Origin of the sequence: Chitinophaga sp. YIM B06452, assembly GCF_039655965.1 — a bacterium.
Taxonomy (GTDB): domain Bacteria; phylum Bacteroidota; class Bacteroidia; order Chitinophagales; family Chitinophagaceae; genus Chitinophaga.
This window is the reverse complement of record NZ_JAWLKY010000002.1, coordinates 1,329,145-1,355,546: the sequence shown is the minus strand read 5'-3', so window position 1 is coordinate 1,355,546 and position 26,402 is coordinate 1,329,145. Positions and strand designations below refer to the sequence as shown.

General features: G+C 51.8%; 20 protein-coding genes. 8 read left to right on the top strand and 12 right to left on the bottom strand.

The features are described from left to right. Positions 1-8: 8 nt before the first annotated feature. Together R3I13_RS15310 and R3I13_RS15305 are read right to left on the bottom strand one after the other, a co-directional pair. The gene (locus R3I13_RS15310; RefSeq protein ID WP_346318836.1) at positions 9-719 is read right to left on the bottom strand and encodes a YebC/PmpR family DNA-binding transcriptional regulator; all 711 of its coding nucleotides are present in this window, start codon (positions 717-719) and stop codon (positions 9-11) included. 141 nt (positions 720-860) lie between these two features. Then, complete coding sequence (locus tag R3I13_RS15305) at positions 861-2,309, bottom strand: amino acid permease (protein WP_346318835.1); 1,449 nt, start codon at positions 2,307-2,309, stop codon at positions 861-863. Between the two features lie 258 nt (positions 2,310-2,567). Between R3I13_RS15305 and R3I13_RS15300 the strand changes: the two genes are divergently transcribed. The 3 genes from R3I13_RS15300 to R3I13_RS15290 all read left to right on the top strand — a co-directional run bounded on the left by R3I13_RS15300 (position 2,568) and on the right by R3I13_RS15290 (position 6,087). After that, complete coding sequence (locus R3I13_RS15300) at positions 2,568-3,950, top strand: cation:dicarboxylase symporter family transporter (protein WP_346318834.1); 1,383 nt, start codon at positions 2,568-2,570, stop codon at positions 3,948-3,950. Positions 3,951-4,030: 80 nt separating this feature from the next. After that, on the top strand, positions 4,031-4,732 hold the full coding sequence (locus R3I13_RS15295) for a VTT domain-containing protein (RefSeq protein ID WP_346318833.1): 702 nt from the start codon (positions 4,031-4,033) through the stop codon (positions 4,730-4,732). A 104-nt stretch (positions 4,733-4,836) separates the two neighbouring features. Continuing rightward, on the top strand, positions 4,837-6,087 hold the full coding sequence (locus tag R3I13_RS15290; RefSeq protein WP_346318832.1) for an MFS transporter: 1,251 nt from the start codon (positions 4,837-4,839) through the stop codon (positions 6,085-6,087). 2 nt (positions 6,088-6,089) lie between these two features. Here R3I13_RS15290 and R3I13_RS15285 read toward each other — a convergent pair whose 3' ends face one another. From R3I13_RS15285 to R3I13_RS15270, 4 genes are all read right to left on the bottom strand, one after another. Beyond that, a complete protein-coding gene (locus R3I13_RS15285; protein ID WP_346318831.1) occupies positions 6,090-6,554 on the bottom strand; it encodes a MarR family transcriptional regulator in 465 nt (154 codons plus the stop codon). 79 nt (positions 6,555-6,633) lie between these two features. Then, entirely contained in the window at positions 6,634-7,215 is a 582-nt protein-coding gene (locus tag R3I13_RS15280; RefSeq protein ID WP_346318830.1) for a YceI family protein, read from the bottom strand. A gap of 193 nt (positions 7,216-7,408) precedes the next feature. Next, positions 7,409-8,347, bottom strand: a complete 939-nt coding sequence (gene mdh, locus R3I13_RS15275; RefSeq protein WP_346318829.1) for a malate dehydrogenase — start codon at positions 8,345-8,347, stop codon at positions 7,409-7,411. 119 nt (positions 8,348-8,466) lie between these two features. After that, positions 8,467-8,964: a redoxin domain-containing protein gene (locus R3I13_RS15270; protein ID WP_346318828.1), complete on the bottom strand. Its 498-nt coding sequence runs from the start codon at positions 8,962-8,964 to the stop codon at positions 8,467-8,469. 161 nt (positions 8,965-9,125) lie between these two features. Between R3I13_RS15270 and efp the strand changes: the two genes are divergently transcribed. The 3 genes from efp to accC all read left to right on the top strand — a co-directional run bounded on the left by efp (position 9,126) and on the right by accC (position 11,657). Next, a complete protein-coding gene (efp, locus tag R3I13_RS15265; protein ID WP_346318827.1) occupies positions 9,126-9,692 on the top strand; it encodes an elongation factor P in 567 nt (188 codons plus the stop codon). 62 nt (positions 9,693-9,754) lie between these two features. Continuing rightward, positions 9,755-10,240 (top strand): acetyl-CoA carboxylase biotin carboxyl carrier protein, encoded by a 486-nt coding sequence (gene accB / locus R3I13_RS15260; protein ID WP_346318826.1) that lies wholly within the window; start codon positions 9,755-9,757, stop codon positions 10,238-10,240. A gap of 79 nt (positions 10,241-10,319) precedes the next feature. Beyond that, positions 10,320-11,657: an acetyl-CoA carboxylase biotin carboxylase subunit gene (gene accC, locus R3I13_RS15255; protein WP_346318825.1), complete on the top strand. Its 1,338-nt coding sequence runs from the start codon at positions 10,320-10,322 to the stop codon at positions 11,655-11,657. Positions 11,658-11,936: 279 nt separating this feature from the next. Here accC and R3I13_RS15250 read toward each other — a convergent pair whose 3' ends face one another. From R3I13_RS15250 to R3I13_RS15240, 3 genes are all read right to left on the bottom strand, one after another. Next, positions 11,937-12,587, bottom strand: a complete 651-nt coding sequence (locus R3I13_RS15250; protein WP_346318824.1) for a hypothetical protein — start codon at positions 12,585-12,587, stop codon at positions 11,937-11,939. A gap of 174 nt (positions 12,588-12,761) precedes the next feature. Beyond that, on the bottom strand, positions 12,762-14,213 hold the full coding sequence (locus tag R3I13_RS15245; protein ID WP_346318823.1) for a TlpA disulfide reductase family protein: 1,452 nt from the start codon (positions 14,211-14,213) through the stop codon (positions 12,762-12,764). A 126-nt stretch (positions 14,214-14,339) separates the two neighbouring features. Beyond that, entirely contained in the window at positions 14,340-16,535 is a 2,196-nt protein-coding gene (locus R3I13_RS15240) for a glutamine synthetase III (RefSeq protein ID WP_346318822.1), read from the bottom strand. A gap of 258 nt (positions 16,536-16,793) precedes the next feature. Between R3I13_RS15240 and purL the strand changes: the two genes are divergently transcribed. Then, a complete protein-coding gene (gene purL, locus R3I13_RS15235) occupies positions 16,794-19,013 on the top strand; it encodes a phosphoribosylformylglycinamidine synthase subunit PurL (RefSeq protein ID WP_346318821.1) in 2,220 nt (739 codons plus the stop codon). Positions 19,014-19,164: 151 nt separating this feature from the next. On the opposite strand, the gene R3I13_RS15230 is transcribed toward purL, so the two are convergent. The 3 genes from R3I13_RS15230 to R3I13_RS15220 form a co-directional block, all read right to left on the bottom strand. After that, positions 19,165-20,220, bottom strand: a complete 1,056-nt coding sequence (locus R3I13_RS15230; protein ID WP_346318820.1) for a PepSY-associated TM helix domain-containing protein — start codon at positions 20,218-20,220, stop codon at positions 19,165-19,167. 2 nt (positions 20,221-20,222) lie between these two features. Further along, complete coding sequence (locus R3I13_RS15225; protein WP_346318819.1) at positions 20,223-22,574, bottom strand: TonB-dependent receptor; 2,352 nt, start codon at positions 22,572-22,574, stop codon at positions 20,223-20,225. Positions 22,575-23,202: 628 nt separating this feature from the next. Beyond that, the gene (locus tag R3I13_RS15220) at positions 23,203-24,444 is read right to left on the bottom strand and encodes a pyridoxal phosphate-dependent aminotransferase family protein (RefSeq protein WP_346318818.1); all 1,242 of its coding nucleotides are present in this window, start codon (positions 24,442-24,444) and stop codon (positions 23,203-23,205) included. A 136-nt stretch (positions 24,445-24,580) separates the two neighbouring features. On the opposite strand from R3I13_RS15220, the gene pafA reads away from it, so the two are divergent. Further along, entirely contained in the window at positions 24,581-26,260 is a 1,680-nt protein-coding gene (gene pafA / locus R3I13_RS15215; RefSeq protein ID WP_346318817.1) for an alkaline phosphatase PafA, read from the top strand. Positions 26,261-26,402 lie beyond the last annotated feature (142 nt).

The following is a 26,402-nucleotide window of genomic DNA, read 5'->3' as shown; positions in this document are numbered from 1 at the left end:
GAATTTTTTTATTTCAGGTTGTGGAACACCTGCTGCACGTCTTCGTCCTGCTCCAGGCGGTCTACCAGTTCCAGTACTTCCTTGGCCTGCTCTTCGTTCAGCTCTACCGTGTTGGCGGGGATGCGCTTCAGTTCCGCGGTGATCACGTTCAGCCCCTTTTCTTCCAGCGCTTTGGCCATGTTGCCGAATTCGGTGAAAGAAGCGCGGATGATGATATTGCCTTCGCTGTCTTCGCCAATTTCTTCCAGGCCGAAATCGATCAGCTCCAGTTCCAGGTCTTCCAGGTTCTGCCCTTCATTTTTTACTTTGAACTCACCGATGCGGTTGAACATAAATCCAACGGAGCCGCTGTTGCCAAGGCTGCCGCCCATTTTATTGAAATGCATGCGTACGTTCGCAACGGTGCGGGTGGTATTGTCTGTAGCGGTTTCCACCATTACGGCCACGCCGTGGGGGGCATATCCTTCGTACACCACTTCTTCGTAATCCGTCTTGTCTTTACCCATAGCGCGCTTGATAGCGGCTTCCACGCGGTCTTTCGGCATGTTCACGCCTTTGGCGTTCTGGTAGCAGCGGCGCAGCGCGGGGTTATTCTCAGGGTCGGGGCCGCCGTTCTTTACCGCAATTGCAATTTCTTTACCGATACGGGTAAACTGTTTGGCCATGCGGTCCCAGCGGGCGAACATGGTATGTTTTCTTACTTCAAAAATACGTCCCATAAAATGTTGTAGTTATACTTCCCGGGCTCAATGCGGAAAGACGGGTGCAAAAATATTAAATTCCGGGCATTTCCCTGCCCCCGGAAACAAAAATCCCGCCCGGGCTTAGCCAGGCGGGATGGAATATGATATAACCGGAAATTATAAATTGTTTCCCAGTTTGCTTTTGTTTTTGCTGTAGGTGAAATACACTACCAGGCCAATGCCCATCCACACAGCGAGGCGGATCCAGGTATCCAGCGGGAGGGAAGCCATCAGCGCAATGCACACCAGGATGCCGATGATCGGCAGAACGGGTACCAGCGGTACTTTGAAGGCCCTCGGCGTTTCCGGGTTGGTTTTCCGCATCACGATCACGCCAACGCATACCAGTACGAACGCGAACAGCGTGCCGATGCTCACCATTTCGCCCACGATCCTTACCGGTACGAAAGCGGCAAAGAGGCTCACGAACAGCATGAACAGCAGGTTGGATTTGTAAGGCGTGCGATATTTGGCATGCACCTGTGAGAAAACTTTCGGCAGCAAACCATCCAGCGACATGGAGTAGAACACACGGCTCTGGCCCATGAGCATCACGAGGATCACAGAGGTATAACCTGCCAGGATAGCGAGGATGATAGCCTGCTGCAGCCAGTGGTAAGGCGTTTTCGCGATAGCGATGGCCACGGGAGCCGCGCTGTCCTTAAACTCGGTGTAGTTGGCCAGGCCCGTCATCACATGTGCAAACAGCACGTAAAGAATGGTACAAACGGCCAGTGAGCCCAGGATGCCGATCGGCATGTCCTTCTTCGGGTTGCGGGCTTCCTGCGCTGCGGTGGAAACAGCATCGAAGCCGATGAACGCGAAGAATACCACGGCAGCGCCGCGGAACACGCCGGAAATACCGAAGTGGCCGAAAGCGCCTGTATTGGCAGGAATATAAGGATCGTAGTTCGCAGGGTTTACGTGGCTCCAGCCTATTGCAATGAAAACCAATACCACCGCAACTTTCAGGGCAACCAGCAATCCGTTCATGAAAGCGGATTCTTTGGTGCCGCGGATGAGCACGAGGGAAAGGAATACAATGATCAGCACGGCGGGAAGGTTCATAAAGCCGCTCACCACGGAACCGTCTGCCATCGTTACCGTTTCAAACGGCGAACAGGTAAGCTGCGCAGGCAGGTGAACGCCGATGGAATGAAGGAACTTGACCAGGTACTGGCTCCAGCTGATGGATACGGTAGCCGCGCCGAGAGCGTATTCCAGCACAAGGTCCCAGCCGATGATCCATGCGAGGAATTCTCCCATGGTGGCGTAGGAATAGGTGTAGGCGCTTCCCGCAATAGGGATCATGGAAGCAAATTCTGCGTAACAAAGTCCTGCAAAAGCACAGCCTATCGCGCCGATCACGAAAGAAAGGGTAACGGCAGGGCCTGCGTTGTTGGCGGCTGCAAGACCGGTCAAAGAAAATAACCCGGCGCCGATGATGGCGCCAATTCCCAAAGCAACTAGGTTGGCAGCGGATAGAGATCTTTTTAAGCCCTTTTCACTTTCATTGGCTTCAGCCAATAACTGGCCGAGGGGCTTTTTGACAAAGAGTCTACTCATACAGTGATGTTGTGGTTGATACTAGCTTGTTTAGATTTTTTTTTACAGATCGTCAAATATAGTATGTAAAATCATAAAGCCGTATTTTATTTTACCAGTGCCCGCTTCGGGGGCTAACGCCCGGCGGCTCAACGCATTGTCGCCATCCGTCAACATTTGTGTGAACTTTGCGGCGATAACCTTATTTTTGGGCAATTTTTACCCATGGGGGCCAGGGCTGGTTTCCCTATGTCCAACAAAACTAAATCACCTCTTTCAATGAACAAGAAACTGGCAGCCATTATTGCGTTGATCATTTTTACCATCGTTTCGGGTATGCATACCCTTGACCACCTTGGATGGCTGACCATTTCACCTGTTGTGCTGATGGTGTTCCGCTGGATGGCGGTGGCTTCCGTGATCTGGTTCGCCATCAACAAAAGATCCCTTACCACCTGGATATTAGTAAGCATGGTGATAGGCGCGGAGCTGGGGCATGATTACCCGGCTATCGCGGTGAACTTCCAGGTGCTGAGCAAAATTTTCCTGCAACTGATCAAGACCGTGATCGCGCCGCTGCTCTTTGCCACTCTGGTGGTGGGCATTGCCGGCCACTCGGATATCAAGCAGGTGGGCCGTATGGGCTGGAAGTCGCTGGTGTATTTCGAGATCGTGACCACCATCGCTTTGTTCATCGGCCTGGCCGCCATCAATATCAGCCAGGCGGGCGTTGGTATTAAAATGCCGCCGGACGCCCTGCACGAAAAGCTCCCGGAAACCAAACCGCAAACCTGGCAGGAAGTAGTGCTGCATGTGTTCCCCGAGAATATCGCGAAATCCGTTTATCATGGGGATATACTGCCCATCGTGGTATTCAGCGTGATCTTCGGCATCTCGCTGCTGCTTGTGAAAGAGAAGTTCCGCGGGCCGATGCTGGGTTTCTGCGAAAGTTTGTCTGAGGTGATGTTCAAGTTCACCAACATCGTGATGTACTTCGCGCCGATAGGCGTGGGCGCGGCCATCGCCTACACGGTGGGCCATGGCGGTCTTTCCGTGCTGGGCAACCTGCTGCAATTACTGGTCACTTTATATGTGGCGCTGGCGGTGTTCATCCTGCTGGTGTTCGTGCCGGTGGCGCTGATCATCAAGCTGCCCATCGGCCGGTTCATCAAAGAAATTTCAGAGCCTGTGTCTATCGCCTTTGCCACCACCAGCTCCGAATCAGCCCTCCCCAAAGCCATGGAGGCCATGGAAAGAATGGGCGTTCCCCGGAAGGTGATCGCTTTTGTAATGCCGACGGGCTATAGCTTCAACCTGGATGGGTCTACCCTGTACCTCGCGCTGGCTTCTGTATTCGTGGCGCAGGCCTCGGGCCATCCGCTGAGCATTTCCCAGCAAATTATTATGGTGTTTACATTGATGCTGACCAGCAAAGGGGTAGCGGGCGTTCCCCGGGCCACGCTGGTGATCATCCTGGGCACCATCGCCAGTTTCCATTTGCCTTCCTGGCCGGTGTTCCTCATCCTGGGCATAGACGAGCTGATGGACATGGCCCGCACTTCCGTGAACGTGATCGGCAATTGCCTGGCCACCGCGGTGATCGGGAAATGGGAAGGAGAGGTGGACTTCCAGAAGTTGCCTGCCCCTGAAACGAAAGCCTAGCGCCCTTTTTCAGGAAATATTAACTTCCTCTTGACATTAAATAGCTTATTTTTAGCCGCTCTAACTATATAAACATTAGCATGGATCAGATTATTGAATTTTTTAAACATTTAGTTGACCCGAAGTGGATCATTGAGCATGGTGGATTGTATCTGATTTTAGGGATCGTGTTCGCAGAAACCGGCCTTTTCGTTGGGTTTTTTCTGCCGGGAGATTCTTTGCTTTTCGTAGCAGGTATTTATGTCGAAGAACTGGCCGCGCACTTTTTTAATGTGCCTTATATGGTGATCATAGCCATGATCGCTTTAACCGGTATCATCGGGAATATGGTCGGGTATTGGTTCGGTAAAAAATCCGGGCCCCTTTTGTTTAAAAGAAAAGACACTTTCCTTTTTAAAAAGAAACATCTCTGGCAGGCCAAGGAGTTTTACGACAAATATGGCGGCGGCGCCATCTTCGTTTCCCGCTTCCTCCCTGTTGTCCGTACGTTTGCGCCTATCGTGGCCGGCATTGTGAACATGGACAGGAAAAAATTCATGTTCTGGAATATCGTCGGCTCCATCTCCTGGGTGTTTTCCATGATGCTGGCAGGGCATTTCCTGAACAAAGCCATCCCCACGCTGAAAGATCACCTGGAATGGATCATCCTCATCATCATCGTGATCACGACCGCGCCGGTGGCCATCAAGTTCATTTTCGGGAAGTCGCCCATCCATAAGCATTTCGACGAATTCGGGAACCCGATTGAGCAACCACCCGTTAAAGAAGAAATAAAATCATAAATTATCATAAATTGTTTTGATTTTTAAAGAGGCGCAATTATTTTGCGTCTCTTTCCTTTTTGGGGAAGTTCTGATATATCAACCTTAATAAATTCACGTCGTTTATGAATTCCGCCAACAAACCGGTCAGGCTGCTGAATGCCGCAGTGATCGTAGCTTCCCTGGGTTATTTCGTAGATATTTACGATCTCCTGCTCTTCGGCATTATCCGCATCAAAAGCCTGCAATCCCTGAACCTGACCGGCGAAGAAATAGACCGGGTGGGTATGTGGCTCATCAATATCCAAATGGTGGGCATGCTGATCGGCGGTATTATCTGGGGTGTGCTGGGCGACAAAAAAGGCCGCCTGTCCGTACTCTTCGGGTCCATATTATTGTATTCGGTGGCTAATGTGGCCAACGGCATGGTAGGCGGTGAGCATGCGATAGCCTGGTATATGGTCTGGCGTTTCCTGGCGGGCCTGGGCCTGGCGGGAGAGCTGGGAGCGGGCATCACCCTGGTATCTGAAGTGCTGCCGAAGGAAAAACGCGGCCTGGGCACAATGATCGTAGCGAGCGTGGGTATCTCCGGGGCTGTGGTGGCTTATTTCGTGTCCGAATATTTCGGGGACAACTGGAGGGTTTGTTATTACATCGGCGGCGGGCTGGGCCTTGCTTTGCTGGTCCTGCGCATCAGCGTGGTGGAATCGGGTATGTTCAATAATATCAAGGATGCGAGCAACGTGAGCAGGGGCAATTATCTTTCTTTTTTCACCAATAAGGAAAGGTTTTTCCGGTATCTCAAATGCATTATGATCGGCCTGCCAACCTGGTACGTGGTGGGCATCCTGATGACCTTCTCCAATGCTTTTGCAAAAGAGATGGGTGTGCAGGGGCCGATCGATCCGGGGAAAGCCATCATGATCTGCTACGCCGCGCTTACTGCCGGCGACTTTGCCAGCGGTTACCTGAGCCAGCTGATGCGAAGCCGGAAAAAAGTGCTGTATATTTTTTACGCGCTGGTGCTGGTGAGCGTGATCTGGTACTTTAACGCCTACGGCTATACGGTAAACGGCTTCTATACAATTTGCGGGGTAATGGGCTTCAGCGTGGGCTTCTGGGCGATATTCGTGACGGTGGCGGCTGAGCAGTTCGGCACCAATCTCAGGGCTACGGCGGCTACCACGGCTCCCAACTACGCAAGGGGACTGCTGCCTGTGATCTCCATTCTTTTCGGCGGCCTGCAAAGCGCCGGCATGTCTTACCTGCAAAGCGGCCTTATTACGGGCTTGATCTGCATCCTGCTGGCCTTTGTATTTGCGTTCACCATGGAGGAAACATTCGGGAAAGACCTGGATTACGTGGAAGAAGTGTAGGGTCAGGGGTAATTGCTCAGCATTTTGTCCAGCAACTTGTTCAGCTGCACTACTTCCTTGTCTGTCATAGCGTTTTTCAGCATGTCTTCCAGGACGAAGATCTCGTCGTCTATGACCCTGAGCAGCTGCAGGCCTTTGGGGGAGATCTTCACGTCTACCGCCCGGCGGTCTGCCTCGCAGCTCTTGCGTTCTACCAGCTCTGCTTTCCGCAGGCGTTCCACCAGGCGGCTCACATCGCTCATCTTGTCCAGCATCCTTTCCTTTAAAGTGTTGATGCTGGCCGATTTGGGGTGCTGACCGCGAAGGATGCGCAGTATGTTGAACTGCTGCATGGTGATATCGTACTTTTTGAAGAACAGTTGATGCTTCGAAATGATCCAGTTTCCCACGAAAATGAGGCTGACAAGGCTTCTATGGTGTTCACTGGTAAAACTTTTATTGGCTATCAATTTTTCAATATTGGACATATACGGCAAAAAATATTACGCAAAATTAACTTATAAGGGAATATAAAGCGTAATCGCTAACGCTTTCATCCTGTATGTGTTACTGCCTGATGAATTCAAGTTTAAGTTCAATGTTCACCATCTTGTCCACCACCATGCCGCCTCCTTCAGTCATTTTATCCCATTTGAGGTTATAATCGAACCGGTTGATATAGGTATTGGCCTTGAAACCCGCTCTCAGCTTGCCATCAGCGTCTTTGGCCGTTCCTCCGTAGGTTACGTTGAACTTCACGTTCCTGGTTACATCGCGTATGGTCAGGTCGCCTTCCAGTAAATATTTCCCTTCGGTGATCCGGGTGAAGGCAGTGCTTTTAAAGATCATCTTAGGGTATTTTTCGGCGTTAAGGAAGTCGTTGGACTTCAGGTGGTTATCCCTGGGATCGTTGCCTGTGCTGATACTGAATACGTCCACGCTGAAATTGATCACGGCGTCGGAGAAGTCCGGCTTTGCGGCCCTGAGCTCTCCCTCGAAATTCTTAAAGTTGCCTTCTACTTCGGATATCACGAGATGGGTCACGGAGAAAGACACTGAAGAGTGATCCCGGTCAACCTTCCAGTTAGCGGCCTGTGCGCCGGCAAAAAGCGGGCTGTGCAGCAGCAGGGCAAACAGTAGCTTTTTCATGATATGGTTTTTTGGGATGAAACGTATGACAGTGTAATTCCTTTCTAATGGTGTGGTTCACAACCTGATAGCTCTCTGTTGCAGTAAAGTTACGGAATATCGGCTGTTATAACAGCAAATGACTGGTTAACCCGGGAAAACAAAAAAGCACCCCATTTTTGCGGGATGCTTTATGCGTTGAAACGGTCCGGGATTAAGCGGGCGTTTTCATATTGTCCAGCACGTCCATCACTTCTTTCACGTGTTTGGCGGAAGTTTCCAGCAGTGCTTTTTCTTCGTTGTTCAGGTCCAGCTCGATGATCTTTTCGATACCGGCTTTGCCCAGTACCACGGGTACGCCGAGGTAGATGTCTTTCAGGCCGTATTCGCCGGTGAGCCATGCGCATACGGGGAAGATGCGTTTCTCATCTTTCACGATGGCTTCTACCATCTGGGCTGCAGCCGCGCCGGGAGCGTACCAGGCGGAAGTACCGAGCAGGTTCACGATCTCGCCACCGCCTACTTTGGTGCGTTGGATGATGGCGTCCAGCTTGTCTGCGGCTACGAGTTCAGTAACAGGAATGCCTGAAACGGTGGTATAGCGGGGCAGGGGCACCATGGTATCGCCGTGGCCGCCCATAAGGATGGCCTGGATGTCTTTGGGGGAGCAACCGATCTCATCCGCCAGGAATGCGCGGTAGCGCGCAGTATCCAGGATGCCGGCCATGCCGAATACCTTGCTGCTGTCTTTCTTGGCAGTGAGGTAAGCGCAGTAGGTCATTACGTCCAGCGGGTTAGACACCACGATGATGATCGCGTCGGGAGAATATTTAGTAACGTTCTCGGTAACAGATTTTACGATGTTGGCGTTGGTGGAGATCAGGTCGTCGCGGCTCATGCCCGGTTTGCGGGGCAGGCCGGATGTGATAACCACTACATCGCTGTTGGCAGTTTTGGTATAGTCATTGGTTACACCGGTCACTTTGGTGCTGTAGTAATCAATGGGGGCTTGCTGCCAGGTATCCAGGGCCTTTCCTTCTGCAGTGCCTTCCTTGATGTCAAGCAAAACAACCTCCTGCAGAAAATCTCTGTGGGCCAGCACGTTAGCGCAGGTTGCGCCCACATTTCCAGCTCCTACAACAGTAACTTTCATCGTATCTGAGTATTTTAAAAAGGTGAAGAATTATTTGGGAAACAAAAATAGGGTATCGGATCGTTAATTTCGGCGGAAAGTGCTAAAATTTCCCGATCGGTAACCTGCCCGTGGAAAATTTACAAGTGCTTTAACAATGTGTCCAGTTTAACGGTACCTTCGTACCCTGCCTGGAAGCGGTGCTTTTTATCGTAGGTATAACAGCCGGGGAAGTTTTTCAGGTCGTAATAATAAAGGATCTGCCGCGTGGGCTCGGCGGCCATGATGATGTTCGGGTATTTGCCGATATTGTACTGGTCATACCAGGCCTTCATGCGGTCCAACCTGAAGGGCGTAACCATGAGCAGCGTGGTTTTCCCGAATTTATTGATGTTCTTTAAAATATCTTCCGTCATGTGGGCGCAATGATCGCATTCCACGCTGAACAAAAACAGGAGCACGGGTTTATTTTTGGGAAGATCGTTCTTGGTAAAGGATTGGCCGCTGTACAGCAGCATGGGAAGCGGCGAAATGATGGAATATTGCTTAAAAGGCGGGATATTTGCCGGATCGTTCGTATTGGATTGGGCTTTGAGCAATGCTGGAAAGAGCAGGAACAGGCAGAGCCACTTTCTCATATTATATTTTTTAATTGTTAAAGTGATATACAGACCGTGTATGTTTCGCCAAAACTATACCGCTTTTGTGGGAATTCCGGTAAGTTTTGTTTGTTCATATGCGAAAATTTTTACTTTTGCAATCCTAATGTAAATTTTTAACTTTAAATCAGTGACCTTTTATGGCTACCACCGCAGATATCAGAACAGGATTAATCATTAAGCTGGATAACAGCTTGTATTCTGTTGTAGAGTTTGGTCAGAATAAAACCGCCCGTGCAGCCGCGAAGGTATGGGCAAAATTGAAGGGTGTTGACAATAGCCGTTCCATCGAGCATACCTGGAACTCCGGCGACACCATTTACCCGGTTCGTGTAGAGAAAAAATCGTTTCAGTTCCTGTACCAGGATGATAGCGGATATAATTTCATGGATAAGGAGACCTTCGAGCAGATCGTGGTGGCCGAGGCGCTGGTAGATGCGCCGCAGTTCCTGAAAGACGGCGACGAAGTGTCTATCGCTATCAATACTGAAACCGAGCAGCCGATGGCTGTGGAACTGCCTGATAAAATTGTGCTGAAAGTGACCTATTCAGAGCCCGGCATGAAGGGCGATACCGCAACCCGTACCCTGAAACCTGCAACTGTTGAAGGCGGCGCTACCGTGATGGTTCCCCTGTTTGTGAATGAAGGCGAGCTGATCCGCGTCAACACCAAAACCGGTGAATACATCGAGAGAGTAAAAGAATAACCATATACTTACATTTCTTTCATTAGCGAACCAGCAATTACTAAAAACCAAAAACTGTCTACATGGACTTTAAACAGATTCAGGAGCTGATTAAAATGATCAATAAGTCAAATATCAGCGAACTGAGCATTGAACAGGACAAGTTTAAGATTACCATAAAGCAAAAGGAAAGCGAAGTACAGCAGATCGTAACAGTACCGGCGGTAACGGCGGTTCAACCCGTGGCAATGGCTCCTCAGCCTGCAGCTGCCGCGCCTGCGCCTGCTGCGGCCGCACCTGCTGCTACGGCTCCTGCGCCGGCTGCTACCAACCTCATCACCATCAAATCTCCCATGATCGGTACTTTCTACCGCAGCGCCGGGCCTGATAAACCGGCATTTGTAAGCGTGGGCGACGATGTGGCGCCGGGCAAGGTGGTGTGCATTATTGAAGCCATGAAACTGTTCAATGAAATCGAGAGCGAGGTGAGCGGAAAGATCGTGAAAGTGCTGGTAGACGATGCGTCGCCCGTGGAATACGACCAGCCCCTGTTCCTGGTAGAACCGTAAACTCTTTAATAGCGGTGGAAGGTTGTAAGGTTGCTTGCAACCTTTTCCTTTTTTTCGATTTTTAACCTATAAGAAAAACATGTTCAAAAAGATACTCATCGCCAACCGTGGCGAGATTGCCCTGAGGATCATCCGTACCTGCAAAGAGATGGGGATCAAAACAGTGGCAGTGTATTCAACCGCTGATAAAGACAGCCTGCACGTCAGGTTTGCGGATGAAGCCGTGTGCATTGGAAAACCACAGAGCAGCGATTCTTACCTGAATATACCGCACCTTATGGCCGCAGCGGAGATCACCAATGCGGACGCTATCCATCCCGGCTATGGCTTCCTCGCCGAAAACGCCCGCTTCGCGGAGATCTGCGGCGAGCACGGCATCAAGTTCATCGGCCCCACCCCGGAAATGATCCGCAAAATGGGGGATAAGATGACCGCCAAGGAAACCATGATCGCAGCGGGAGTACCCGTTATCCCCGGCTCCGAAGGCCTGCTGGAAAGCGTGGAACAGGCCAAAGCCCTCGCAAAGGAAATGGGCCTGCCCGTGATCATGAAAGCCACTGCCGGCGGCGGCGGTAAAGGCATGCGCGTGGTATGGGACGAGAACGAGATCGAGAACGCCTATACCATGGCCAAAACGGAAGCTAAAGCAGCTTTCAGCAACGACGGCATCTACATGGAAAAATTCGTGGAAGAGCCCCGTCACATCGAAATACAGATCGCCGGCGATCAATACGGCAAAGTATGCCACCTCAGCGAGCGCGACTGCTCCATCCAGCGCCGCCACCAGAAGCTGGTGGAAGAATCGCCTTCCCCCTTCATGACCCCCGAGCTGCGTGAAAAGATGGGCGAAGCCGCCATCAAGGCCGCCGGCGCCATCAATTACGAAAGCGTGGGCACGATCGAGTTCCTGGTAGACAAGCACCGCAATTTCTATTTTATGGAAATGAACACCCGCATCCAGGTGGAGCACGGTGTAACGGAAGAAGTGATCAATTTCGACCTGATCAAGGAACAGATCAAGATCGCAGCGGGCATACCTATTTCCGGAAAAAATTACACCCCGCAGATGCACGCCATCGAATGCCGCATCAACGCGGAGGATCCATATAACGACTTCCGCCCGTCTCCCGGCAAGATCACCGTGCTGCATACACCCGGCGGCCATGGCGTAAGGGTGGATTCCCACATCTACGCCGGTTACGTGATCCCGCCGTACTACGATTCCATGGTTTCTAAAGTGATCGCCGTAGCGCAAACCCGCGAAGAAGCCATCAACACTATGGAAAGGGCATTAAGCGAATTTGTGATCGAAGGCGTGAAAACAACCATTCCATTCCATCAGCAGCTGATGCAGGATGAGAATTTCAGGAAAGGGAACTTCACCACCAAATTCACCGAAGGCTTTAAACTGCAATAACAACGGCAGTTTCAGGATACTAAAAAAGGCTTCTGCGTTTGCAGGAGCCTTTTTTGTCATTTACCCGTGCGGGCCTGTTTCTACGCTTGTTACAACGTATCCGTTATTGGATGAAAATGCCCGGTAAAGACACATTGATCTGTATTGCAAAAAACAGGCCACCCGGAGGCAGCCTGTTCTCTTAAACCTTAAAACCTTTTCAAAATAAAATGTCAGATATGTATTGTATGCTGATGAAAAGCATGCCGCATGAACCATGTGCGGCACCAGTTCAGTTCATCACTGGTTAGTGGCGGGCGCCTTTTTCTTTCTTTCCTTCATGCCGTCCCTGAAGCCTTTCATCCTTTCTTTCTCCCAGGCTTCGTATTTGCCGTAATTGTCTTCGCCCAGGGCCGATTTGATCTTTTCCTGCCGTTCGTCTTTCAGCGCCTTCATTTTAGTCCTTTTCTCATCTTTATCCAGTCCTTTCAGTGCCATGGCCTTGGTCATGTATTCCTTGTTGATGGCTTTCAGTTCTTCGCCCTGGCTGTCTGTCAGTCCCAGTTCTTTTACCGGCACTTCGTGCATGCGTTTGCCTTTTTTGCCGGCGCGGTGTTTATAGTGATCGGCCCGGGCAGTGGCCTGCTCGCGGTTTTGCTGCCATTTGGCGTATTGTTCCGCGTCCAGCACTTCTTTGATCTTGCCACTGCGCTCGGCCTGCAGTGCATCCAGCTTTGCTTTCTGTTCTTCCTTGCTCAGGTCCCTGTTCCTCCGCACTTCCTGTGTGCCCTGCATATAGGATTTATTGATATCCTGTAAAGCCTGCGATTGTTTCTCATTCAGTTTCAGGTCTGCATTCGGCCTGATCTTCGCTTTCGTTTTCACGGAATCCTGCGCATAGCCGGTATGAACGGCGGCTGCGAGGATCATCAGCAATAAGATTTTCTTCATGGTTATCCTGTTTTGCAATAATAGACTAAGAGAAGCACCGAAGGTTTAAAGGAAGTTATGAGCGGTTCACGGTGTTTAACATTTTTTAACCTGATCAGCCATGGTGGCGCGTTAGTGACGATCTTTCTTTTCATCCCGAAGGGCTGTACATGGGATAACCGGTGATACGGCTGTTCACAGCAGATCGCTGATCGCTTTAACCACCGCGTCCGGTTCACTGGGGCGCGGGGCCTGGTTGGTGACAAATTTTCCTTCTTTATCGATGATGATATAGGTGGGAAAGCCGCCGTAGAGGTATTTTTTTTCGATCATGGACTGCTGGGCGGCGGGCAGGTTGAAGTGAACAACATTGTCCCCGGTGATCGCATGTTGTTTGATGGCATTTTTCCAGGCGGTTTCGGGAGATCGGTTGGCGAGATAGACAAATACCACGTCTTTGCCTTTCAGCCGCTGTTTAAGGACCGGCGTGTATTTCATCTGTTCGCGGCAGGGCATGCACCAGGTGCCCCAGATATCCATGTAGATCACTTTCCCTTTAAACCTGGATGCGATATGGGCCAGCATTTCTTCCGCGGAGGCAGATTGGGGAATGGAGGTAATGAGACGGGTGTTTTCCAGCAGGCGGTCGTCCTGCGCGAGCATGACCAGCTCGTTGTTTCTTGCGTGTATTTCGGAACGGAGGAACGGATTTTTGACCTTAGTCTCAAATGCTTGCAGGGCGCTGTCTTCCAGGGGATTGGAAGCCGCCAGTTTCAGGCTGAGATCCCAGGTTTTGGAAAGTTCCTTTTCAACAGGGTTATCCAGGAGAGGATTTAAAACGGAATCGATGTTCTTCGTTTTGTTTTTTGACGCGGTCATGTAGGCGTGAAATTTTATGTCGCGCAGAACGGTCATATAATCGCCGGTAAAAAATCCCCCGGATTGCGCCAGTGCTTTAATGGAATCGAGTGTTTGAAAATAGCCGTTACCGGAAAGATCGCGGGGGCTATCGCTGAGCGTACGTGAAAACTGAGACAAGGCTGCCACAGCCGCATAACGGAGGTCTGCTTCCAGGAATTGCCTGGAATGCTTGTCCAGGCGACGTTTCCCGGCATATTCATCCAGCGTGCGGAGACTACGTTGCAGGATGCCCGTTACACTGTCCCTGAATGCCATGCTGGAAGTGACATGATCGCGCAGCTTGTAAAATTCCTCGCCGGGGAATTTTGACACATCCTGCCTGTATCGCATGATACCCGCATGCATGTTGGCATTGATGCCTTCAAAACGTGTGTTAACGGGCTTTTTCCCGTTTTTATATTCATCAAGGTCCGCATAAAAGCGGATAGTTTCACCGGGCAGGGCGCCATTTACTTCTCCAATGCGGTCCCAGTCCAGCAGGATATCGCCCGCAACAGGAAAAGGAAACCTGATGCTGAATTTTCCTGAAGCATCGATGGGCGCGGAATATTTTTTCTGGTAGGAACTAGTCCAATCGTATACAATCACAGAAAAGACGTTCCCGGGCTGATGAGTGTAATGGCTGTATTGCCCGGCAACGGTCACTGAATCGATTTTCAGTTGCGGCTGGGCTGTGGCTTTAAAAGCGCAGGAACAAAGGATAAGGGCAATGAAGGATCTAAACATATAAAGAGCATTTACAACCTAAATTACGACTTTTCCGTAAATAGGAAAAGATTCGTAGGTTTATTTAAAAAAAGAACCCCCGGTAAATACCGGGGGCCATCATACACCAAAACAATCTTACGGTTTTTATCGCAAGAAAAGCAGCTCTCTGTATTTGGGGAGACCCCAGATCTTGTCATCAACCAGGAACTCCAGTTTGTCGGAGTGGTAACGGATCACGTCGAAGTAAGGCTGTTTGATCTTTTCACAGTAATCGATCGCTTTCTGGCGGCTGTCTTCCAGCTTGTTCGCCACTTTGCGGGTTTCGATCATCGCCTGTACATTCTCACTGATGACATTTATGTGTTCAGATATTTTCGTTGCAATCTGGAGCTGGGCTTTATAAGCGCCTTCTCCGAAACCTGCGTCTTTCAGGCCTTTGATATTGGCCAGCAGTTCGTTCTGATATTTGATCGCTGCGGGCAATACGTGGTTGGTGGCCAGGTCGCCGATCACGCGGGCTTCGATCTGCACTTTTTTCACGTAGTCTTCCAGCAGGATCTCATGACGTGCGTGCAGTTCTTTTTCGTTGTACACACCGGTGCCTACGAACAGTTCGGTTGCTTTTTTGGTAACCATTGCGTCCAGGGCGGTAGGGGTGGTCTTTACGTTGGGCAGGCCGCGTTTTTCAGCTTCTTTTTCCCATTCTTCGCTGTAACCGTCGCCTTCGAAGAGGATCTTCTCGGAATCAACGATGTATTTGCGGAGGGTCTGCATGATGGCGATCTCTTTCTTTTCGCCTTTTTCGATCAGGCCGTCTACTTCTACTTTGAAGTTAGCCAGGGTCTTGGCCATGATGGTGTTCAGCACGGTCATAGCGGAAGCGCAGTTTGCGGAAGAACCTACGGCGCGGAACTCGAACTTGTTGCCGGTGAAGGCGAAGGGAGAAGTACGGTTACGGTCGGTGTTGTCCAGCAGCAGCTCCGGAATGTGGCGGTGCAGGTCCAGTTTCAGGATGGCTTCGTCCTGTTCGTCGAATTTGTTATTAACACGGCTCTTCACTTCCTGGAGTACTTCAGAAAGGTATTTACCGGTAAATACGGAGATGATCGCGGGAGGAGCTTCGTTTGCGCCCAGGCGGAAGTCGTTGCTCGGAGAAGCGATAGCCGCGCGCAGCAGGTCAGCGTAATCGTGTACGGCTTTAATGGTGTTCACGAAGAAGGTGAGGAACATCAGGTTGGTCTTCGGTGTTTTACCGGGAGCCAGCAGGTTCACGCCGGTATCTGTAGCGAGAGACCAGTTGTTGTGTTTACCTGAACCGTTGATGCCTGCGAAAGGTTTTTCGTGGAGCAGTACTTTCAGCTTGTGGCGTTTGGCAACTTTGCTCATTACGTCCATCAGCAGGGAGTTGTGGTCTACTGCGATGTTCACTTCTTCGAAGATGGGAGCGCACTCGAACTGAGCGGGAGCCACCTCGTTGTGACGGGTCCTTAAAGGAATACCCAGCTTGTAGGATTCTTCCTCGAAGTCGCGCATGAAAGAATATACACGTTCAGGAATTGCGCCGAAGTAGTGGTCTTCCAGCTGCTGGCCTTTTGCAGGAGCGTGGCCAACCACGGTGCGGCCTGCGAGTACCAGGTCAGGACGGGCGTTAGCCAGGCCTTCGTCTATCATAAAGTACTCCTGTTCCCAACCAAGGGTAGCAGTTACTTTGGTTACGTTCTTGTCGAAATAGTTGCATACGTCTACCGCAGCTTTATCCAGCGCAGACAGTGCTTTCAGCAGCGGAGCCTTATAGTCCAGCGATTCGCCGGTGTAAGCCACGAAGATGGTGGGGATGCAAAGTGTTTTACCTGTACCCTGTTCGATAATGAAAGCAGGAGAAGAGGGATCCCATGCAGTGTAGCCGCGTGCTTCGAAAGTAGCGCGGATACCGCCGTTGGGGAAAGAAGAAGCATCGGGCTCCTGCTGAACCAGCGCGTCGCCGTCGAAAGTTTCGATGCTGGAACCGTCACCTTTGATGGTGAAGAAGGAGTCATGTTTTTCAGCGGTAGTGCCGGTGAGGGGCTGGAACCAGTGGGTATAGTGGGTTACACCTTTCTTCATCGCCCATGATTTCAAACCGGAAGCGATCTGATCGGCCATTTTACGCTCGATCTTATTACCACCTTTAATAGAGTTCATCAGGCTCTTGTAAGCCTCATCACTCAGGTTTTCCCGCATTGCTTTGCCGGTAAAAACATTGCTGCCGAACACGTCTGTGATCTTACCATTCAGTTCGGGCTTTACTTTGAAGTCAACGCCGGTCAGATTTTCCAGCGCTTGAAAGCGTAACGATTGCATGATGTGAAAAATTTTAGTACAAAAGAACGCCAGTTTGCCCGAAAATGCAAGTTGTTTCGACTTTTTTAACCAAAAAATTGCATTTCTCGTTTAAAAACCCTATATTTTTAATTTTTGGCCAAATATTCGGTCCTCCGGTCCTTTAAAACTGATATATTAAAAATAACATAATACGTATAGCTGCATTAAAGTCTCTTTGTTGTCAATTGCCGGAAAACTATGTAGTTTTGCATCTTCTTTTTAAACCTTCATCAATTCATGCAAACCACAGTAGAAACCGCCGAACAGTTAGGACTTACAGCAGACGAATTTGAACGCATAAAATCCATCCTGGGCCGCACCCCGAACTTCACCGAACTGAGCATGTACTCCGTGATGTGGAGCGAGCATTGCAGCTACAAGAATTCCATCGTATGGCTGAAGAGCCTCCCCCGCGAAGGCGGCAGGCTGCTGGTGAAAGCCGGTGAGGAAAACGCCGGCCTCGTGGATATTGGTGACGGATGGGCCTGTGTTTTCAAGATCGAATCCCATAACCACCCCTCCGCGCTGGAACCCTTCCAGGGCGCAGCCACAGGGGTAGGCGGCATCCACCGCGACATTTTTACCATGGGCGCACGCCCCATCGCAGCGCTCAACTCCCTGCGCTTTGGTAATATCAATGATAAAAAGAACCAGCACCTCCTGAAAGGCGTGGTAGACGGCATCGGCCACTATGGCAACTGCTTTGGCGTACCCACCGTGGGCGGTGAAGTATATTTTGAAGACTGCTACGGCACCAACCCCCTCGTAAACGCTATGAGCGTGGGCGTGCTGAAAGTAGGCACCATGGTTTCAGCCACCTCTTACGGTCCCGGCAACCCTGTATTTATTGTAGGCTCCGCTACCGGTAAAGACGGTATCGGCGGCGCCTCCTTCGCTTCCGCGGACATTACCGAGGAAAGCGCCAAAGACCTCCCCGCCGTGCAGGTGGGCGACCCCTTCCAGGAAAAGAAACTCCTCGAAGCCTGTCTTGAGGTCGTAAAAACCGGCGCCCTCGTAGGTATGCAGGATATGGGCGCAGCCGGTATCACCTGCTCCACCGCCGAAATGAGCGCCAAAGGCGAGCATGGCATGAACATCCACCTGGATAAAGTGCCCACCCGCCAGCAGAATATGAAAGGTTGGGAAATGCTGCTCTCCGAAAGCCAGGAACGCATGCTCATCGTGATCCACAAAGGCCGCGAGAAAGAAGTGCTGGACATTTTCGATAAATGGGACCTGCACTGCGTACAGATCGGCGAAGTGACCAAAGAACCCATCCTGCGCTTCTATATGAACGGCGCACTGGAAGCTGAAGTACCCGCGGAAAGCCTTGTGCTGGGCGGCGGCGCTCCCCAGTACCACCGCGCTTATGTGGAGCCCAAATACTTTGAAAAGATCAAAGCTTACGATATCCAGAATATACCTGACATCACCAATGCCAGGTCTGTTGCGGAAAAGATCGCGCAGCTGCCTAACATCGCGTCCAAACGCTGGGTATACACGCAGTACGACAGCATGGTAGGTACCGCCAACGCCAGCACCAATGCCCCCAGCGACGCATCTATCGTAGTCGTGAAAGGCACCCGCAAAGCGCTGGCCGTTACCACGGATTGCAACAGCCGCTACGTGCATGCAGACCCGCATACCGGCGGGCAGATCGCAGTGGCCGAAGCAGCGCGCAACATCGTGTGCAGCGGCGGCGAACCGGTGGCTATCACCAACTGCCTCAACTTCGGCAACCCCTACGACCCGGAAGTTTATTACCAGTTCGTTCACGCCGTTCAGGGTATGGGCGAGGCCTGCCGGAAGTTCAACACCCCCGTAACCGGCGGTAACGTGAGCTTCTACAACCAGAGCCCCGACGGCCCGGTATATCCTACCCCCACCATCGGTATGCTCGGCGTGCTGGACAGCATGGACCAGCGCATGACCCTTGATTTTAAACAGGCCGGCGACCTCATCTACCTGGTGGGCCGCAGCTATAACGATATCAGCAGCTCAGAATACCTCCACAAGCTGATCGGCGTGGAATACAGTCCCGCTCCTCACTTCAACCTGGAGGAAGAGCAGAAGCTGCAACAGGCCATCACGAAACTGATCGGCGCAGGACTCATCCAGTCCGCACACGACGTAAGCGAGGGCGGCCTCTTCACCACCCTGCTGGAAAGCGCCATGGTGCGTGGTTTGGGCTTCGATGTACATACCAATAAACATTTCCGCAAAGACGCCTACCTGTTCGGCGAATCGCAGAGCCGCGTGGTGGTAAGCGTGAGCCCGGCGGACAAAGAGAAGTTCGAAGCCCTGCTGCACGGCCTGGTGGATGCTTTAGACCATTCTGTTCGTTACGAGCTGATCGGAACCGTGAAAGGGGAGAACCTGGTAGTGGACGGCGAAGACTGGGGTGTGGTATCCGAGTGGAAAGGCAAATATGACACCGCGCTGGAGAATCATCTTTGATCTCCGGCATAACGCATAATAAAAAAGACCGCCCGTTGAGGCGGTCTTTTTTATTGATAGTATTTTACCACTTGCCGTGGATAGGGGATACTTATAGGATAGATAAAGGATGGATATAGGATAGCTAAAGGAGAGAGCCGGTAAAATAGCATCATTTTCTTGCCAAAAACTTCCGCCGCCACCAGATCAATATGCCTGAAAGAGCCAGCAGCCCCGGGGCCAGGCCCAGCAAGGTCCAAAGGATTTTTAACGGAATTCCGCCGAAGTTCCCGAAATGCAGCTGCAATACGCTGGCATTCAGCCTCTGGGAAATAGTTGCTGATTTAAAATCCACTTTTTTTATGACCAATCCGTTTTCCGGCTGCAAGGTTACCGTGCTGGCATATTCCCCGAAAACAGCCGCTTCCCCCGCATTGCCGAGGAACAGCACAGGCCCGCCTTCCGCCCGTGGCGGGCGGATGCCCAGGATCGCGATACCCGGTATTTCGGCGCGGGCCGCATTCAGCAGGCGGTCGTAATCGATGGGCTGCCGCACGGCCACTGACGCCGCTTTTTTACCCACCCGGGCGCCTACTACTTTCCATTGTATCAGGATGCCGGTGATGACCATCAGCAGGTTGAACACCAGCGCCCATACCCCGATCACGCGGTGGAGGTTGCGCCAGCGCCTGCGGCGGTGCTTCCATTCTATCTTGTCGCGGAAGGTGAGCACCTTGCCGAGATGTTTGCGGTATACATACAAACCGGTTGCCAGCGACACGAGCATGATAAAAGACACGCAAAGGATGATTACAGACCCATTGCGGCCGCTTAGCAGTGTGAAGTGAAGGTAGAGCAGGAAACCGGTGAAATAGCCTTTATTGCCCCTCCTGTGCAGTACTTTGCCGGTATAAGGATCCAGGTATACGTATACTTTGTTGTCAGCAGAATATTCCGCCCGCATGATCAGGCTTTCACCCGGCGCCTGGGGCAGGCGCAGGAAAGTGAGGTACGGCCTGCCGGGATTGGCAGCCAGCCCTTTTTCGTACAGCGTGTTCAGAGGCAGGGGCGTGCCGCCGGGCTGCACCTGGTAAGCGTTTTTATTGAGCGCGTGATCAATTTCGTCGCTGAACACCAGTATGCTGCCCGTAAAACTCAAAAGCAGGAGAAAAACTCCTGCTATCAAGCCCGTGATTCGGTGAACCCGGAATATTTGTTTAGTGAGCACTGTCAGAATTTATAACTGTAATTCAGGTTGATGCGCGCGCCGGTGCCTTTAACATAATTCTCATTGCGCGCATTCCACTGCGAAGTTACGGTATAGTAGTCAGCGTTGAAAAGGTTTTCCACGCCCAGGCCCAGGCTGCTATGCTGGTCCAGCTGCAGGCTGCCGAGGAAGCTGAAGCTGGTGAAGCCTTCCACGGGACCGGTACCGTAAGAATACAGGCCGTTCACGCGCTCAAAGCGTTCGCGTTTGCCGGAATGCAGCATTTGCAGGCGGAGGTTCAGTCTTTCGATGGGCGCGTAACGGACATAGGCGGTCACCTTGGGAGGCGCAATGCGGTCGCTGCCGAGGTATTTATCAGCCGCATCGCCGTATTTGCCATTGTCGTCTATATCCTGCTTGCCTTCTATGTATGAGTAGGAAGCGCCTGCGCCGAGGTTGTGCAATATCCTGGCGTCTGCCGCGATCTCGAAGCCATACACTTTTTCAGGCGCGCGCTGTATCTCGAATTTGCCGTTCTTTTCCAGGAAGGAAGAACCGAGCTTGGAGGTGCTGATATAGTAGCTGCCTTCCAGTTCAATGGGGCCAAGGGTGCTGTTGAAACCGGCTTCGTAGTTGTTGGCGATCACGGCTTCGGTTTTCAGCTGCGACACGGTGTTTTCCTTTGCCGCGCGCAGGATGCGGCCCAGTTCCATGATGGAAAAGCTTTGTGAGTAGCTGATGAAGGGTTTGAAGAACCTGAATTTATTGTAACGGAGGCCCGCGTTGTATACCAGCGCATTGTAGCTGAGGTCTCCGCCGGCAACGCTTACGCCGCCTTCGGTGAATTCGCCGGTTACGCGGTTCAGCTGTTTAACGGTAGTGTAGTCGGGGATGCCGATATTGATGTTCTCGAAGCGCGCGCCTGCTTTGAACACGAAGTCTTTGAACAGGTTGAGCTTCACCTGCGCGTAAGGCGCATAGTTCTTCATATCCATCTCGGGCACCCAGGTGCGGCCGTCTACCAGGCTTTGTGCGGTTACATCGTTCATATAATCGAGCCCGTATACGAGGGACAGGTCATAGTTTGCCGAAATGTGCACCGGGCTGCTGAAGTTCACGCGCACGCCCTGTTTCCGGGAGGTGATCTGCGACTGGCCGCCAAATTCGAAGGTCGGCCCCCAGCTGTACACGGTTTTGAAGCGCTGCATGTAAACATTCACATCCAGGTCCGTACCGCCGATGATGCCTTCGCTGCTCCAGTGCAGGCTGGCGTTGTGGTTGTAGGGTGTGCCTTCGGGGTCGCCCGGGCGTTTGCCGATGATGCCGGTGGCGGCTGAATCCAGGTATTTACCGGGTTTCAGGATGTAGTCGCTGCGCTGCTGGCTGCCGAAGAAGTTGTACATCAGCTCCAGGCGGTTGCGCTGGTCGATGTCGTACCCGATCCTGGTAAAGCCGTTCCAGATCTGTGATTCGCCGAGACTGTACTCGGGTGAGTTCACCACGCCATTGGCGTCTTTATATACGCCGGTCTGCTCGTAATGGCCGGATACTACGAAATCCCATTTCTTATAAGCGCCTGAAAGCAGTTGCCCTGCGGAAAAACCGCCGGTATGCTGGGCTTTCACCAGCTGGGTATTGGCGCCGATGCTCGTTTGGCCGTGGATGCCGGTTTTACTTTTATCGCCTTTTTTGGTGATATAATTGATCAAACCGCCGTCTGCGCCATTGCCATAAATAGCGGTGGCGCCTTTGATCACCTCGATGCGTTCGATGGCTGAGGGGTCGATGGTACGCATGTCCCTGCCGCCGTTGCGCAGCGGGGTAGACTGCGGGATGCCGTCTACCATCACCAGCACGTTACGCCCGCGCAGGGTTTGCCCCGTGTTGCCGGTGGTATTATCGTTAATAGCCAGGCCCGGTACCGTATTGGCCAGGATGGCGGTAATATTATTATTAATTCCTTTTTGAGCCTCCACTTCGCGGGGACTTACGATAGTAACGGAAGAAGGTACCTCATCCAGGGTCTCTTTTTTACGGCTGGCCGACACGATCACTTCCTGCAGGTCTGCGGATTGTTTCATGGTCACGTCCTGCACCGTGGTATCTGCCGAGAGGGAAACCGACTGTTCCGTAGTGGTGAAGCCTACGCCGGAGAAACGCAGGGTATGGGAACCGGCGGGGGCGGCCAGTACATAAGCGCCGTTGGCGCCGGCCACTGTCCCTTTTTTGATGCCGGGAATGCTGATATTGGCAAATGGCACGGCCTGGCCCTGTTCGTTGCGGACGGTGCCTTTAACAAAGCCCTGGGGCTGCTGTTGTGCGAAAGTGGAAAGGGAACCCGCGGCCAGTATGGCGATCGTTAATATTATCCTCATTGAAATTGTTAAGAAAATCCGGCGCAAAGTTACCCTGTGAGGGATTACGTACCTTTACGCAATGCGGAAAATGAATGATCAAATCGGGAAGAATCGCTATGGCGGCGGGGTTGTGAAAGTTACAACGTATAAATACTTTAACAGTGTGTTAACAAAATACAACGTTAGTGTGATGTTTTTCCCGTAGAACTACGTTATTTTTGGTTAACATATTTAAAATTAAAGCAAAGTTCGGGAAGCGGAAAGAGCTAACACTTCAATTTCAATACTCAGGATTTCCATTAACTTATAGATACAAACTGACTAATCATAAAATATTCCATGGGTAACATATATGTGTATATCCATATTCTATGATGGCCCAAACTTTTTATTACCATGTCCTACTGAACGATCGATTCTTAAGATCATGTATTACACCTAGTGAAAGAACGATTTGTTTGCCGGGGCTGACTAACCATCAGCCCCCTTTTTTTGCCTATAAGTGAAGGAGGGGAGCCCGGCTTCTTCTCTTCCATCCGGCCGCCGTTGCGTCGCACTCTTCAGCTTTTTATCTTTTTTCAACAATAAAAAAAGAGCGCCCTGGTAAAGGCGCTCCTGCTATTTCTACTGTACTTACTTTCTGGATTTACACCATCGGGATCTCCGCCACCGCGTAAGCTTTTTGATCCAGCTTCTGCTTGGTTTCGGTGAAAGCCTTCAGCGTCAGCTCGATATCCTCATCGGAGTGAGCGGCGGTCGGTATCAGGCGGTAAATGATCTGTCCTTTCGGGATCACAGGGTATACCACGATGGAGCAGAAGATATTGTAGTTCTCGCGGAGGTCCAGGCACATGGCGGTGGCTTCCGGGATGTCGCCCTGCAGGTAGATGGGGGTAACGGGGGAGTTGGTACGCCCGATGTCGAACCCTCTGTCGCGCAGGCCTTGCTGCAGTTTGTTCACATTGCTCCAGAGCTTTTCCTTCAGCTGCGGCTGCTGGCGCATCAGTTGCACGCGCTTCAGGTGGCCGATCACGATCGGTAAAGGAATGGATTTGGCAAATATCTGCGAGCGCATGTTGTAGCGCAGGTAGTTGATAATGGCTTTGTCGCCGCTCATGAATGCACCGATGGAAGCGCCGGATTTCGCGAAGGTGTTGAACACCAGGTCGATCTCGTCCTGCACGCCCTGCTCTTCACCGGTACCCGCGCCGGTTTTGCCCATGGTGCCGAAGCCGTGCGCATCGTCTACCAGCAGGCGGAATTCATACTGCTCTTTCAGCGACACGATCTCTCTCAGCTTACCCTGGTCGCCGGCCATGCCAAACACGCCTTCGGTGATGACAAGGATGCCGCCGCCGCTGGTTTTGGTATATTCAACTGCACGTTTCAGCTGTTTTTCACAATCTTCGATATCGTTGTGTTTGAACACGTAACGGTGCCCCTGGTGCAGGCGCAGGCCGTCCACGATCGAAGCATGGCATTCCGCATCGTACACGATCACGTCGCGGCGGTTGCAGATAGCGTCGATGGCGCTCATAATGCCCTGGTAACCGTAGTTCAGCAGCGTCGTGTCTTCCTTGCCCATGTAATCGCTGAGCTCTCTTTCCAGTTGCTCGTGGAAATTAGTGTTCCCGCTCATCATGCGTGCGCCCATAGGTGCGGCAAGACCATATTCGGCAGCCGCCTTGGCATCTGTAGCCCTCACCTCGGGATGGTTGGCCAGGCCCAGGTAGTTGTTAAGGCTCCAAACGATCTTCTCTTTACCCCGGAACTTCATCCTGGGACCAATCTCGCCTTCCAGCTTGGGGAACGCGAAGTAACCGTGGGCTCTGTCTGAGTGCTCCCCGATAGGGCCCATATGCTTCAGCAGTTTCTCGAATATATCCATATGATTATTAAAATGAAATTAAAATTCGACCACAAAGATATTAAAATATTATTTTTTGTAAACTTAGGCTACTTTTACGGACATTTTTTTCCACGTTCAGAACGGAGCTATATAAAGGAACAAATTAAAGAGCAATATGAGCCGAATTAAAATTCTGGCCGTCGTACTGATGATGATGACGGCGCCGGCGGCATTTGGCCAGAAGGCCACTTCGCCTACAACCGGTTTTCCGCCCAACTATGGAAAGAAAGCGCAAAAAGAAGTGTCCCGCCCGAAACTCGTGGTGGGAATGGTGGTAGACCAGATGAGATGGGATTTCCTCTACCGTTACTACGACCGTTATACCAACGACGGTTTCAAACGCCTTGTAAATGAAGGCTTTTCCTGCGAAAACACCCTCATCCCTTACACACCGACCATTACCGCATGCGGCCATACCTGCGCCTATACCGGCTCAGTGCCCGCCATTCACGGTATTATCGGCAATAACTGGTATAGCCGTGTGCTGAACCGCAGCGTGTATTGCACCGAAGACACCATGGCCGTAGCCGTTGGCGGCAGCGACGCCGCAGGCCGCATGAGCCCCCGCAACATGCTCACCACCACCATTACAGACGAGTTGCGCCTGGCCACCAATTTCCGCAGCAAAGTGGTAGGCGTGGCCATCAAAGACCGTGGCGCCATCCTGCCCGCAGGCCACAGCGCTACCGCCGCTTATTGGTTCGACGGTACTACCGGCAATTTCATGACCAGCAATTATTACATGACCAGCCTGCCCGCCTGGGCACAGGCCTTCAACAGGCTGGGCCTGCCTGCAAAATACCTGAGCCAGCCGTGGAATACGCTTTATCCCATCGAAACATACAAACAAAGCACTGCAGACGACAAGCCTTACGAAGGCCGCTTCAGGGGCCAGCAGAACTCTGCTTTCCCGCATGAGCTGGCCGGCACCATGGGCAACAGTTTTGGCCTGCTGTCTTCCACCCCCTTCGGCAACACCTTTACCCTGGAGTTTGCCAAACAGGCGCTGGAAGGCCATGAGCTGGGCAAGGGCCCCGTTACGGACTTCCTGGCCGTAAGCCTTTCCTCTCCCGACTACGTAGGCCACCAGCATGGGCCCAATTCCATAGAGATCGAAGATACTTACCTCCGCCTCGACAAAGACCTGGGCGAGTTCTTCAAATACCTTGACAGGAAAATCGGCAAAGGCAACTGGCTGTTCTTTATCACGGCAGATCATGGCGTGGCGCATGTACCGGGCTTCCTCGAAGAGAACAGGCTGCCCAACGGCCTCTGGGACGATGCGGCAATGATGAAATCTCTCAATGCCGCTGTTGAAAAAGAGCTCGGCTACAAAAAAGCGATCGTATCTTCTTACAACTACCAGTTCACCCTCGATATCGACGGGCTCGAAAAAGCAGGCAAGCTCGATGCGGTGAAAAAGCTCATCCTGAAAGAAGCTCTGAAAACGCCCGGCATTGCTAACGCCGTAGACCTTCAGCAGCTGGGTTCCGCAACCCTGTCCGAACCGCAGAAATCCATGATGACCAATGGCTTCAACGCACAGCGCAGCGGGGACATCATGGTGATACTGCAGCCAGGGTGGCTGGACGGGGGCAAGACCGGTACCACTCACGGCCTCTGGAATCCTTACGACGCGCATATCCCGCTGGTGTGGATGGGCTGGGGCGTAAAACCCGGTAAAACCAACCGCACCACACATATGACGGACATTGCACCTACCATTGGCGCCATGCTGCGCATCCAGATGCCGAGCGGCAACGTAGGCCACGTGATCGAAGAAGTAACAAAATAACCGCGGCGCCGTTTTTTGAATGGCCGGCAACCCTTGTGGTGAAACAGCCGTAACCAGACAACAGGGCGGTTTTCCAACTAAATAATTTGATTCAAAAAGCCTCTGTTCCGGCAGAGGCTTTTTGTTTCCAGGATGTTATACA